The organism is Oryzophilus luti, assembly GCF_059726245.1.
Genome location: NZ_AP040874.1, coordinates 1,364,300 through 1,377,850 on the forward strand (window position 1 = coordinate 1,364,300; position 13,551 = coordinate 1,377,850).

11 protein-coding genes are annotated in these 13,551 nt (G+C 63.2%); all 11 read left to right on the forward strand.

Annotated elements, in window-relative coordinates:
- The first annotated feature begins 369 nt into the window (after window positions 1-369).
- Window positions 370-906 carry a UpxY family transcription antiterminator gene (locus tag AC6IZO_RS05965; RefSeq protein ID WP_497808968.1) on the forward strand — a complete coding sequence of 179 codons (537 nt, stop codon included), beginning with the start codon at window positions 370-372 and terminating at the stop codon, window positions 904-906.
- Between the two features lie 15 nt (window positions 907-921).
- Window positions 922-2,067, forward strand: a complete 1,146-nt coding sequence (locus AC6IZO_RS05970; protein WP_497808970.1) for a DegT/DnrJ/EryC1/StrS family aminotransferase — start codon at window positions 922-924, stop codon at window positions 2,065-2,067.
- The gene (locus AC6IZO_RS05975; RefSeq protein WP_497808972.1) at window positions 2,064-2,831 is read left to right on the forward strand and encodes a glycosyltransferase family 2 protein; all 768 of its coding nucleotides are present in this window, start codon (window positions 2,064-2,066) and stop codon (window positions 2,829-2,831) included. The genes AC6IZO_RS05970 and AC6IZO_RS05975 overlap by 4 nt, the downstream gene beginning before the upstream one ends.
- A gap of 21 nt (window positions 2,832-2,852) precedes the next feature.
- Window positions 2,853-3,923, forward strand: a complete 1,071-nt coding sequence (locus AC6IZO_RS05980) for a Gfo/Idh/MocA family protein (protein ID WP_497808974.1) — start codon at window positions 2,853-2,855, stop codon at window positions 3,921-3,923.
- Window positions 3,865-4,608 (forward strand): acyltransferase, encoded by a 744-nt coding sequence (locus tag AC6IZO_RS05985; protein ID WP_497808976.1) that lies wholly within the window; start codon window positions 3,865-3,867, stop codon window positions 4,606-4,608. The genes AC6IZO_RS05980 and AC6IZO_RS05985 overlap by 59 nt, the downstream gene beginning before the upstream one ends.
- Before the next feature lie 9 nt (window positions 4,609-4,617).
- Window positions 4,618-5,754: a non-hydrolyzing UDP-N-acetylglucosamine 2-epimerase gene (wecB, locus tag AC6IZO_RS05990; RefSeq protein WP_497808978.1), complete on the forward strand. Its 1,137-nt coding sequence runs from the start codon at window positions 4,618-4,620 to the stop codon at window positions 5,752-5,754.
- A complete protein-coding gene (locus tag AC6IZO_RS05995; protein WP_497808980.1) occupies window positions 5,754-6,755 on the forward strand; it encodes a GDP-mannose 4,6-dehydratase in 1,002 nt (333 codons plus the stop codon). The genes wecB and AC6IZO_RS05995 overlap by 1 nt, the downstream gene beginning before the upstream one ends.
- 16 nt (window positions 6,756-6,771) lie before the next feature.
- A complete protein-coding gene (locus AC6IZO_RS06000) occupies window positions 6,772-7,248 on the forward strand; it encodes a DMT family transporter (RefSeq protein WP_497808982.1) in 477 nt (158 codons plus the stop codon).
- Entirely contained in the window at window positions 7,245-7,607 is a 363-nt protein-coding gene (locus AC6IZO_RS06005) for a DMT family transporter (RefSeq protein ID WP_497808984.1), read from the forward strand. Before AC6IZO_RS06000 ends, AC6IZO_RS06005 begins: the two co-directional genes overlap by 4 nt.
- Before the next feature lie 21 nt (window positions 7,608-7,628).
- Window positions 7,629-9,017 carry an NAD(P)/FAD-dependent oxidoreductase gene (locus AC6IZO_RS06010; RefSeq protein WP_497808986.1) on the forward strand — a complete coding sequence of 463 codons (1,389 nt, stop codon included), beginning with the start codon at window positions 7,629-7,631 and terminating at the stop codon, window positions 9,015-9,017.
- Window positions 9,018-9,081: 64 nt separating this feature from the next.
- Window positions 9,082-13,350 carry a DUF4082 domain-containing protein gene (locus tag AC6IZO_RS06015; RefSeq protein ID WP_497808988.1) on the forward strand — a complete coding sequence of 1,423 codons (4,269 nt, stop codon included), beginning with the start codon at window positions 9,082-9,084 and terminating at the stop codon, window positions 13,348-13,350.
- Window positions 13,351-13,551 lie beyond the last annotated feature (201 nt).

Here is a 13,551-nt window from a genome sequence, read left to right on the forward strand (position 1 = left end):
GTTTGCTCAAACTTGCCCTTCCTTCCCTTTCCGGAGTCGCGCGGAGAGGCGCCACGAGTGGCGTTGGAATTCCATCTCTTATGTATGGGACTGAGAGAGGCTGCGTCAGCGTCCGGGCATTCAATCAAAAATTCGATCTAACTCCTTGCTTCTCTGCCCATTAACCACAAGATGGCAGGACTGAATTCAGCTTCATTTAATGCGCCGCAACACTCCATCCGCGATGGGCGCTTTGGTACTACGAGTGCTTACTCCCGAGGTGCAGCGCGTGGGAGCGCGATGTCTCCATCCGGGCAGCCAGAAGACTTATGTCAAAGAACCGGATGGGACTCAGAGGGCGAAGCTGTGTCCAGCGTCGAACAAACATTGTTGCAAACAGAAGTACTTCAGTCGGCCAGCGCCGTGGAGCCTCGGCAATGGTATGCGGTGCAGACTCGTGCGCGGCACGAGAAGCGCATTAGCGCCGACTTGGAGCAGCGCGGAATCACCAGTTATGTTCCCACGTTGCGGGAAGCGCATCGCTGGAGCGACCGCACGAAGATGGTGGAGGTGCCGCTGTTCTCCTGCTACGTCTTTGTGCGCCTTGCGCCCGGCCCGCAGCAGCAGTTGGAAGTTTTGAAGACGATGGGCGTCTTTCGCTTTGTCTCGGTGGCAGGCTCGGCTGCCCCCATCCCCGACCACCAGATTGAGAGCCTGCAAACCGTGCTGGAGAATCGGCTGCCGTTGATCACACTCGGCAACCTGAAGCTAGGCCAGCGGGTTCGCATCCGTGGCGGCGCACTGGACGGCGTCCAGGGCGTGCTGACCGCCGTGCGCGGCATGCAGAAGCTGGTCATCTCCGTCGACCTCATCCATCAATCCGTCGCCGTCACCATCGACGGATACTCTGTGGAACCGGTTCACTGACCCGGAAGGACATTCATGAAGCCTGCCATTGAAGCCGTGAACAACGCGCTGCCGATGCTCGACCTGGGCGCGCAGTACCTGTCGATCCGTGACGAGATTCAGGCCGCCATTGAAAGCGTGCTGGTTTCGCAGCACTTCATCCTCGGACCTGAGGTTCAGAAGCTGGAGAGCGAAGTTGCCGCCTACTGCGAGCGGAAGTTCGGCGTCGGCGTAGGCTCCGGCACCGACGCCCTGACGCTGGCGCTGGCCGCGTGCGGCGTCAAGCCGGGCGACGAAGTGCTGGTGCCCTCGTTCACCTTCATCGCCACCGCCGACTGCGTGAGCCTGCTGGGTGCCGTGCCGGTGTTTGTCGATATCGCCCCGGACACCTTCTGCATGGACCCGGCGCTGATCGAAGCGAAGATCACGCCCCGGACGCGCGCCATCGTGCCCGTGCATCTCTACGGACACCCGGCGGAGATGACGGCGATCATGGACATTGCCGCCCGCCACAACCTGCGCGTCATCGAGGACACGGCGCAGGCCATTGGCGCCCGCTACCACGGACGCAGGACTGCCAGCTTCGGCGACGTGGGCTGCCTCAGCTTCTTCCCCAGCAAGAACCTGGGTGGCTATGGCGACGGCGGCATGATCGTCACCGACTCGGAAGAGATCGCCACTCATCTGCGTTCGCTGCGCGCCCACGGCGCGACAAAGAAGTATTACAGCGTGGAGCAGGGCTGGAACAGCCGTCTGGATGAGTTGCAGGCCGCCATTCTGCGCGTGAAGCTGCGCCATCTGCCGGACTGGGAGCAGGGCCGCCGCGAGCGCGCCGCCGCCTACGACGAGTTGCTGATGGGCATTCCGGGCCTTACGCTGCCGCAGACCGCGGCGGAGTGCGAACACGTATTCCATCAGTACACCGTGCGCGTGCAGCACCGCGACGCCGTGCAGGCCAGCCTGAAAGAGCAGGGCGTGCCGAGCATGGTCTACTACCCCACCCCGATTCATCTCCAGCCCATCTACGCAAATCTGGGCTACAAGCGCGGAGACCTGCCGCAGACCGAAGCTGCATGCGAGGAGGTACTGTCACTGCCCATCTATCCCGAGATGACCGCCACGCAGAGCCGGCAGGCGGCCACGGCCGTGGCAAATGCGCTCAAGGAGAGCGTTGCACGATGAGCTACGCCGCGCAGGATTCGCTGATCTCCGTCGTCGTCCCCGTTTACAACGAGGAGACCGGCGTGGATTACCTGGACGAGCGGTTGCAGACCGTGCGCCAGCAGTGGCCGGAGCGGCCGCTGGAATTCGTCTTCGTCGACGATGGCAGCGCCGACAGCACCTTTGAGCAGCTCAAGCGCGTCTTCGGCGGACGCCCCGGATGCCAGGTGATAAAGCATGAGCAGAACCGCGGCGTGGGCGCGGCCTTCCGCACGGGCTTTGCCGCTGCCAGCGGCGAAATCGTCTGCACCATCGACGCCGACTGCTCCTACGGACCCGAGAACCTTCGCCTGCTGGTGGACGCCTTGGACCGCGAAGGAGCCGACATCGCCGTGGCATCGCCCTACCATCCGCAGGGCGGCGTCGACGGCGTTCCCGAGTGGCGGCTGGCTCTGAGCCGGGGATGCTCGGCGCTCTACCGGCAATTCGCGCATGTCAGGCTTTACACCTACACCAGCGTCTTCCGCGCCTATCGCCGCCCGGTCACGCGACTGGTTTCCTTCGTGGAAGACGGCTTTGTTTCGGCGCCGGAGATTCTGATCCGCGCCGCCTCTGCAGGCTACCGCATCACGGAAGTTCCCATGGTGCTGCACAGCCGCAAGATCGGCCACAGCAAGATGAAAGTTCTGCGCACCATACGCCAGCACCTGGCGATGCTGGCGCGCAACGCTCGCGGAGGCGCACAGCCGCCGCTGAAACCATCCCCCGAAAACAATGCACGCTAATCACTTTAAGGAGAGTTTGCCATGGTTCGTGTTGGAGTAGTGGGACTCGGGGCCTGGGGTTGGAACGTGGCGCGCAGCTTCCACGAACTGCGCGATTGTGAGCTGGTGACCTGCTGCGACACGGATGCGCGTCGCACGGCCGCCGCCGTGAAGGCCTGGCCCACGGTGAAACCGGCCGCCAACCTGACCGAGATGCTTGAGCGCGATGAGATTGACGCCGTCGTCATCTCCGCTCCCGCGGTGATGCACTACCAGCTTGCGCAACAGGCGTTGCTGGCGGGCAAAGACGTCTTCATCGAGAAGCCGTTCACGCTCAACATCCACGATGCCGAGTCGCTGGCGGCACTGGCCGAGCACGACCAGCGCGTGCTCATGGTGGGGCACCTGCTGGAGTACCACCCCGCCGTGCGCCGCCTGAAGCAGATGATCGCCGATGGCGAACTGGGCGAGGTCTTCTACATCTACACCCAGCGCGTGAACCTTGGCCGCATCCGCGGGGATGAGAACGCGCTGTGGAGCTTTGCCCCGCACGACTTGTCGCAGATCATGTACATCCTCGGCATGGAGCCTACTGACGTCAGCGTGCGCGGCCAGAGCTTCATTCAGGAAGGCATTGAGGACGTGGTCTTCCTCAGCCTGTACTTTGAAAACCGCATCATGGCCCACGTGCACCTGAGCTGGCTGGACCCGCACAAGATCCGCCGTACAACCATTGTGGGCGCCAACAAGATGGTGGTCTTTGATGACACGGAGGCCAGCGAGAAGCTGCGCATCTACGACAACCACGCCGAGGTGCCAGCCATCCGCAACTTTGGCGATTCGATTCAAGTGCGCTTTGGCGACATCGTCATTCCGCGCATCGATACCGCAGAGCCGCTGAAGCTCGAGTGCCAGCACTTTGTCGATTGCGTGCGCACCCGCAGCAAGCCGCTCAGCGACGCACAGGATGGCCTGCGCGTGATCCGCATTCTCGAAGCGGCACAGCGTTCGATGGAAATGGATGGAATTCCCGTCAAAATCAAAGGAGAGCCCAGTGTCCAGCTTTACCCACCCGCAAGCGCAACTCGGAAGTGGCACGCAATACGGGCATAACGTCATTCTCTCCGAGAATGTCGTAATCGGGCGCGACTGCCGCATCGGGCACGGGGTGGTCATCCACCCCGACACGGTGATCGGCGACAACGTGCGCATCGATGACAACAGCGTCATCGGCAAGCTGCCCATGAAGGCCGCCCTCAGCGCCATCACCAAGGAACAGACGTTGCCGCCTTGCGTGATCGAAAGCGGCTGCATCCTGGGCGCGATGACGGTGGTCTACCGCGGCTGCATCCTGCGCGAGAAGGTGATGGTGGCCGACCTGGCTTCGGTGCGCGAAGACGTTGAGATCGGTGCCTACACCATCATCGGCCGCGGCGTCACCGTGGAGAACAAGGTGCGCATCGGCTCACGCTGCAAGATCGAGACCGAGGCTTACATCACGGCGCTCTCCGAGGTCGGCGACGGCTGCTTCATCGCGCCGGAAGTCACCTTCACCAACGACAACTTCCTCGGCCGCACTAAGGACCGCTTCAAGTACCACAAGGGCGTCACGCTGGAGCGTGGCGCGCGCGTGGGAGCCAACGCCACGTTCCTGCCGGGCATTACCGTAGGTGCGGACGCGCTGGTGGCGGCCGGTTCGGTGGTCACGCATGACGTTCCGGCACGCATGATCGTCTGCGGCACACCGGCCCGCGTGCTGCGTCCGGTGCCGGAAGATCAACTGCTCGATAACCAGTAGGAGCGCGGTTTGCACATTCTCTCTATCGTCGGCGCGCGGCCCCAGTTCGTGAAGGTGGCGATGCTGGCCAACGCCATCGCGGCCCGGACGAACTCCGAGCCCGGCCTGCGCCATACCATCGTGCACACCGGCCAGCACTACGACCCGAAGATGTCCGCGCTCTTCTTCGAGGAACTGCACATTCCGCTGCCGGACGTGAACCTGGGTGTCGGCTCCGGCCCGCATGGGCAGCAGACGGCGGCGATGCTGGAGAAGATCGAGGCGTTGCTCCTCGCCGACCGCCCGCAGATGGTCGTGGTCTACGGCGACACGAACTCGACGCTGGCCGGGGCGCTGGCCGCAACAAAGCTCGGGGTTCCGCTGGCGCACGTCGAAGCCGGCCTGCGCAGCTATAACCGCCAGATGCCGGAAGAGATCAACCGCGTGCTCACCGACCACGTCTCCAATCTCCTGCTCTGCCCGACTCAGACCGCCGTGCGCAACCTCGCACGCGAAGGTGTGGTGGATGGCGTGGAGTGCTGCGGCGACGTGATGCTGGATGCCGTGCTGCACTGGCGCGAAGCCGCCCGCGCAACCGGCACACCCGCCTCTCTCGGTCTGCACCAGAACGAATACGTATTGCTCACCATCCACCGCGCCGAAAACACCGGCTCCGCCGAGTGCGTGGCCGAGGTGCTGGAGGCGATGCTCTCGCTGAACTGTCCGGTGGTCTTCCCGGTTCACCCGCGCACGCGGGCACTGATGCTGCGCGATGCGACTTTGCAGCCGCTGTGCGAGGCCGTGGACCGCTCGAAGAACGTGCGCCTGATCGAGCCGGTTTCCTACCTCTCCATGCTGTCGCTGGAGCAAGGCGCACGGCTGATCGTCACCGACTCCGGCGGCGTGCAGAAGGAAGCCTACTTTCTTGGCATCCCCTGCCTGACCGTGCGCGGGGAGACCGAGTGGGTGGAGACCCTGGAGGGAGGCTGGAACCGTTTGCTCACCGCGGGCGCCACGCAGATTCGGCAGGGCGTTGAACGGCTCTGGAGCGGCACCGACCATCCGACGGGAAGCCCGAACCTCGCGGCCTTCGGCGGCGGACACGCCTCCGAGACCATTTTGAATTTGCTCTTGAACACGCAAGCCACACGGCAGGGGGCCGCTTGATGTCGCACACCATCCTGATTACCGGCGCGGCCGGCTTCCTCGGTTCACACCTGACAGACCTGCTGCTGGCGCAGGGCCACACCGTCATCGGCGTCGATAACCTTTCGCAGGGATCGCTGGAGAACCTTGAACTGGCGCGCCGCAATCCGCGCTTTCAGTTCCGACAGGTGGATGTGCGCGACCTCTCCGCGCTGCGCGAGGCGGCACAGGGCGTCAACTTCATTGCCCACCTCGCGGCCTTCAAGATTCCGCGCTACGGCAAGGCCATCGATACACTGCTGATCAACGCGCACGGCGGCGAAAACGTGCTGCAGGTGGCCGTGGAAAACAGCGCCAAGTTCATGCTGGCCTCCACCTCCGACGTCTACGGACGCAACCCCGAAGTTCCCTTCTCCGAAGAGAGCGTCTCCGTGCTCGGCTCGTCCAAGGTGGCGCGCTGGTCGTACGCGGTCTCCAAGTTATTTGACGAGCACCTGGCACTGGCGATGGCCGACGCCCACGGCATCCCGGTGAGCATCGTGCGCATCTTCGGCTCCTACGGGCCACGGCAGAACCTGACCTGGTGGGGCGGGCCGCAATCGGTCTTCATTAACGCAGTCTTCAACGGCGAGCAGATTCCCATCCACGGCGACGGCAAGCAGACGCGCAGCTTCACCTATGTTTCCGACACCGTGGCCGGACTGGCCTCCGTGCTGCTGAACGGCCCTGACGGCGAGATATTCAACATCGGCAGCACCGAAGAGATCAGCATCGTCGAACTGGCGCGCACCATCCACCGGCTCTCCGGCAGCGCGCACCCGCTCAACCTGCAATTCATTCCTTATAACGACATCAACGGACGCCGCTACGAAGACGTGATGCGCCGCGTGCCTGACACGACAAAGGCGCGCACCGTGCTCGGCTTTGAAGCCCGTGTCCCGCTCGAAGAAGGCTTGAAGTCCACCATCGCCTGGCAACGCCAGGTCACCAGCGGCACCCCGACACAGCAGCCCGTTGCCTAGGAGAAGCCGAGCCGTTATGGAATTTGAAACGCCAAGCTTAGCGATTCCCCAGCCGGAAGCAGTCGCACCGGCGGTGGTCTCCGCACCCGCCGTGAGTTGGTTCCGCGTGCTGACCCACTGGTGGATGGCCTTTGCGCTCTCCTCGGTCTGCGTCGTCGGCGGACACCTGACGATCAAGGCCGGGCTGAATGCCGCCGCCCGCCACACCGTGCAGGGTGACCTGCTGGCGCGGCTGTTCAACATCGCGCTACGTCCCGAGGTTCTCCTGGGACTCGCCATTTACATGGCCGGCACCGTCTTCTGGATGATCGCCGTGGGGCAGAAGGAAATCAGCTTTCTGTATCCACTCTCCAGCGTGAACTACCTGCTGGTGGTGGTGGCCAGCGCTTTTCTGCTGCATGAGCACGTCTCGGCGCGCCGCATCGAGGGCATTGCGCTGATTGTGCTGGGCATGGCGTTGCTGAACCGCAGCGCCAACCGGAGGTCTGCATGAGCCCACGCACGATGGTGTGGATCAGCGTGCTGTTGAGTGCGCTGGCGCAAGTTTCGCTCAAGCATGGACTCTCGCGGGTGCGCGCCGCGGGGCCGGGCGCTTCCCCCTTCCTGCTGGTACGCCGCGTGGCCACGGAGTTCTGGGTGTGGGCGTGGGGCGCGTGCTTCGTGGTGGCCACTGCGCTGTGGCTGCTCGGCGTGCAGCGGCTCGACCTTTCCTACGCTTTCCCTCTGCTCAGTGTCGGGTACATCCTGGTCAACCTGCTCTCGCTGGTGCTATTCCGCGAGCGCGTGGATGGAATGCGCTGGCTGGCGGTGCTGGTCATCTGCGCCGGCGTGGCGCTGATTGCACAAAGTTAGGACGCTGATTTGAGCCAAGGCTTGGAACATCGCAATATCGCGGTCATCGGCGCAGGCATTACCGGCCTGTCGGCGGCGTATTACCTGCTGCGCGCCGGAGCCCGCGTGACGATCCTGGAGGCACGGCCCAACCTCGGCGGACTCTCCAGCAGCTTCGATTTTGGCGACTTCCACTGGGACCGCTTCTATCACTGCATCCTGACCTCCGACCGTCCCTTGCTGCAACTCATCGACGACCTCGGCCTGAGCAGCGAGTTGCGCTGGCAGGCTACGCGGGTAGGCTTCTTCGCAAACAACCGGCTGCATTCGGTCAGCACATCGCTGGAGTTTCTGCGCTTCCCGTTGTTGAGCCTCTGGGACAAACTTCGCTTTGCGCTGGGCATTCTCTATACCTGCGCGATCCGCGACGGGCGACGGCTCGAGGGCGAGCTGGTTGGCGACTGGATGCGGCGCGTCTTTGGACGCAACAACTATGAACGCATGTGGGCTCCGCTGCTGAAGTGCAAACTCGGCACCTGCCGCGAAGAGGCTTCAGCCGCATTCATCTGGGCCACCATTACGCGGCTCTACTCCACGCGCGACAAAGACGGCGCGAAGCAGGAGCGGCTCGGCTACATTCGCGGCGGCTATCGCACGGTCTTCGAGCGTCTGCAGCAGGAGATTCTCAGGCTGGGCGGCACCATCGACAGCGGCGTACAGGTTGAGCAGATCACGGGAGACGAGCGCGGCGTGACGATTACGTGCAGCGGCCAGCAGCGTTTGTTTGATGCCGCATTGTCCACCATTCCCAGCGCGCCGCTGGCCGCCAAGGCGCCGCAGCTCACACCCGAATACCGGCGGAGACTGACCTCCGCCAAATACCTTGGAATTGTCTGTTACGCACTCGTGCTCAAACGCAGCCTCAGTCCGTTCTACGTAACCAATCTTGTGGACGAAGAGCTGCCCTTCACGGGCGTGATTGAAATGACCAACCTGATTTCCCGCGACGAGACCGCCGGACATCATCTGGTCTATCTGCCAAAGTACACGGCGCCGGGCGATCCGCTGTTTGACATGCCTGAAGAGGAGATCTGGGCGCAGTTCCGGCCTGCCCTCCAGCGCGTCATTCCGGACCTTCAGGAGTCCGACATTGAACGACGATTTCTGTTCCGCGAACGGTACGTGCAACCGGTTCCGGTGCTGCACTATTCGCAGAACGTCCCCCAGATCGAGACCGGGGTTCCCGGGCTCTTCCTGGCCAACACCACAAGAATCATCAATTCCACTCTCAACAACAACGCCATGATCGCCATCTCGCGAGAGGCCGTCACGCTCGTCGTGGAGAAGCTTCGTGAGCGCGGCCTCGCGATGACGCCGCGTTGTGAAACAACTTCAAGTTCCTTACAGATCAGCCAAGATCTCGCCGATTGATCGAGAGAACGGAGCCACTGCAATGCGTAAATCGATTTGGTTTGTAACACTGTGCATCTTACTGATGGCAAGCCAGTGGGCCGCCGCTCAATGCTCTCCGTGCAGCATCTGGAGTGCGAGCGCCACGCCGTCGCTGGCCGACTCCGGCGAAAACGCCGCCCTCGAACTTGGCGTCAAGTTCAAGGCCGATGTCGACGGCTACATCACCGGCATCCGCTTCTACAAGAGCTTGCGTAACACCGGGACCCACGTCGGCCACTTGTGGACCACCGGCGGAGTGCAGATGGCGAGCACAACGTTTGTGAACGAGTCCGCCTCCGGCTGGCAGACAGCCACGTTCTCAAGCCCCATCGCAATCACAGCGGGAACCGTCTACGTTGCCTCGTACTTTACCCCCGTGGGCTACTACGCCTATGACCCGCAGTACTTCGCCAACCAGGTGGACAACTCTCCGCTGCACGCGCTGGCAAATTCCGCGTCGGCCAATGGCGTGTATGCCTACACATCCAGCCCCGCCTACCCCGCCAACAGCTATAACGCAACCAACTACTGGGTTGACGTGCTGTTCGCGCCGAGCAACTCGACGGTGCCGCCGGTGGTGACCTCGACCTCGCCGGCCAGCAACGCGACCGGTGGCTCGCTTGCCGGCCCGGTCCGGGCACAGTTCAGCGAACCGATGACGGCTTCGAGCATCAACTCCAGCGCGTTCCAGTTGGTGGACAACCTGGGCGGCGTGGTGTCGGGAACCGTGAGCTATGACTCGTCAACCTCCTCGCTCGTGTTTACACCAGGCACGGGCCTGACGCCCTACACCGTCTACACTGCAACCGTGAACACGTCAGTGCAGGACATGTTCGGCAACTACCTCGCCAGCCCCTACTCCTGGAGCTACACCACGGCTCCGCCTCCGGGCGAGAGCGGCCCGGGCGGCCCCATCCTTGTCATTTCGAGCACGACCAACGGATTCTCGACTTACCTGGCTGAGATTCTGCTGGCCGAAGGCTTCAACGAATACCGGATGAAGGACGTCACCACCGTGACCGCCGACGTGTTGAGCCAGTATGACGTCGCCATCCTCGGCGATTTCACGCTGACCGATTCGCAGGCGTCGCTGCTGACCACCTGGGTCAACGGCGGCGGCTCGCTGATCGCCATGCATCCGGATCAGAAGCTGGCAGGACTGTTCGGTCTTGCGCCGGCATCGCAGACCCTGGCGGAAGGCTATTTGAGCGTCAACACCGGCATGGCGCCCGGCTACGGCATCTACGGCCAGCCCATGCAGTACCACGGTTCCGCCGACCTCTACACGCTGAACGGAGCCACACAGCTTGCAACGCTGTACTCGAACGCCTCCACTTCGACTCCTTACCCGGCGCTCTCCATTGCCCCGGCAGGCACTGGCTGGGCGGCGGCGTTCACCTACGATCTGGCCCGCTCGGTTGTTGAGTTGCGCCAAGGCAACCCCGCCTGGTCCGGCGAGGAGCGCGACAACTACATTGATCCGGCCATGGGAACAACGCAGATCCGCTCCGACGATCTGTACTATGGCAACGCGACATTCGACCCGCAGCCTGACTGGGTCAACAACGCCAATGTGCAGGTTCCGCAGGCTGACGAGCAGCAGCGGTTGTTCGCCAATCTCATTCTGCTGCTCAACTCGCCGCGCAAGCCTCTGCCGCGATTCTGGTATCTGCCCAAAGGCCTGAAGGCAGCCGTCATCATGACCGGTGACGATCACGGTGGCAACGGCACCCAGGCCCGGTTTGACACTTACATCTCGGAATCGCCGAGCAACTGCTCGGTGGCCGATTGGGAGTGTGTCCGCGCGACTTCGTACATCTTCCCTGCGAACGTCACGGTCAGCAACTACACCAACTACATCTCCCAGGGATTTGAGCTGGCCAACCACTCGGACAACGATCCGACGTGCACCAACTTCACCTATGCGTCGCTGGATGCCTCCATTACGGCGTCGCTGGGACGTATGGCCACCTACTTTCCGCTCGCACCGGCGTCGCAGACCAACCGCACACACTGCGTGTTGTGGAGTGATTACGACACCGAGCCCAAGGTGCTGCTCAGTCACGGCATCCGGCTTGACACCTCCTACTACTACTGGCCCGACATCTTCACCCACTACAACCCGGGCTACTTCACCGGCTCCGGAATGCCGATGCGCTATTCCGACCGTTACGGCAATGCCATCGACGTCTATCAGGCGCCAACCCAGTTCCCGGATGAATCCACCTGGAATCTGCCCAATGACATTGATCTGTTGCTGGGCAACGCAGTTGGTGCACCGGGCTTCTACGCGGTGATTGCTGCCAACATGCACACCGATTCCACATCGTCCGTCTCCTCGAACCTGATCGTGGCCTCGGCGCAGGCGCATGGCGTGCCGGTCGTCTCCTCCGTGCAGATGCTGAACTGGCTGGATGGCCGCAACGGCTCCACCTTCGGCTCCATCGCCTGGACGGGCAACACGCTGAGTTTCACGGTGACGGCTGCCTCCGGCGCCCGCAACCTGCGCGCGATGCTTCCGCTTAACTTCGGCGGCGGAACACTCGGCAGCATCTCCTTCAATGGCGCGCCCATCGGATTCACCACGGACACCATCAAGGGCGTGCCCTACGCGTTCTTCGCGGCGCAGACCGGCAGCTACCAGGCAGCGTACGGAATGAGCATCTCCGGCACCGTCTCCGGCTCCGCAGCCGGCTCCACTACGGTCACCGCCTCCAACGGTTCCACCACCATCACCGTTCCGACCAATGCCAACGGCAATTACGTTGTGGGTGGGCTTACCAACGGAACCTACACCCTTACCCCCAGCCAGGCAGGCTACACATACTCGCCAGCCTCGCTGTCGGTCACGTTGTCCGGCACCAGCGTCGCAGGTGCCGACTTCACCTCGAACTCGCCTCTGGGCCTGGTCTCGCTCAGCGTCTCGCCCGCCAGCGTGGTGGGTGGAGCAACCTCAACCGGCACGGTCACTCTGAACGGAACCGCGCCGACCGGCGGCGCCGTGGTCGCCTTGGCCAGCGATAACACCAGCGCAGCCAGCGTGCCGGCCACCGTCACCGTCGCGGCCGGTGCAACCTCCGCGACCTTCACCATCACTTCCTACGCCGTGGCCTCAGCCACCACGGTCAATCTCACAGCAACTCTGGGCAATTCCGCCTCGTCTAGTATCACGGTCAATCCGCCGCAGCTCGTCTCGGCCGCGATGAATCCAACCAGCGTGCTTGGCGGCGCCAACTCAACCGGCACCGTGACCTTGAGCAGCCCGGCGCCTGTTGGAGGGTTCGTCGTCGCGCTCGGCAGCAACAATACTGCCGTCACGGTTCCTGCCAGCATGACGGTCGCGGCCGGAGCAACCTCCGGCACGTTCACGGCGACAACCAGCGCCGTGGCCAGCTCGACCTCCGCGACCATCACCGCCACGGCAAACAGCGCCAGTGTGACCACGACTCTCACGGTCACCGCAGCCACGTTCTCGGCCTTCAGCGTGAGTCCCACCTCGATCATGGAGGGCGCGACCTCCACGGGAACCGTGAGCCTCAGCGGGCCGGCGCCGGCAGCGGGCGTGCTCATCACGCTGTCCGCCAGCAACACCGCCATCTCCATTCCGGCATCGGTGACAGTGGCGGCGGGTACGACCTCCGCCACGTTCATCATCACGGGCAACCCGGTGGCGGCGTCCACCTCATCCACCATCACGGCGCGCTACGGCACCACGTCCAGAACGGCGAGCCTGACCGTCAGGCCGTGGCTCTCAGCGCTCAGTATCAGCCCGACATCCGTTGCTGGTGGCAACTCGACGACCGGCAGAGTAACGCTGACCACGGCGGCGCCCACGGGAGGCATCACCGTCGCGCTGGCTGATAACAGTGCTTCGGCGACGGTTCCAGCCAGCGTAACGGTGCCGGCTGGCTCCACCAGCGCCACGTTCCCGATCACGACTACCGCTGTCTCCAGTTCCACCTCGGTGGCAGTCACGGCGTCCTACTCGCTGGTCACCAAGACAGCCAGCTTCACAATCACGCTTCCCACGGCCAGCAGCCTGACCCTGAACCCGACCACGGTGAAGGGCGGCACGGCCAACTCAACCGGCACGGTGACACTCTCCGGTCCTGCTCCGGCGGCGGGAGCGGTTGTCACGCTCTCCAGCAGCAATACGGCGGCAGCCAGGGTCCCGGCCAGCGTGACGGTTGCCCCTGGAGCCACCACCGCCACCTTCACCGTGACAACCCTGACCGTCACGCAAAACAGGAATGTCACCATTTACGCGACCTTCGGGACGCGGGTAAGCGCCAGGTTGACGGTCACACGCTAATCCGCCGATTGCAGCCGGGTGAGGGCCGATGTTGAGAAATCAGCCCTCGCCTTTGTCTTTCAATTCAGGCCTCAGAACAGTGACGGTCACCGAGACTCCTCATTGTCCTGAGGCCTTCGTTTGTCCATCCCCCAATCTCCTCCTGACCGGCACCGCCCTCCATCTACCCAAAAGAGTTCCCCCAATGGTATGCATCGGTTT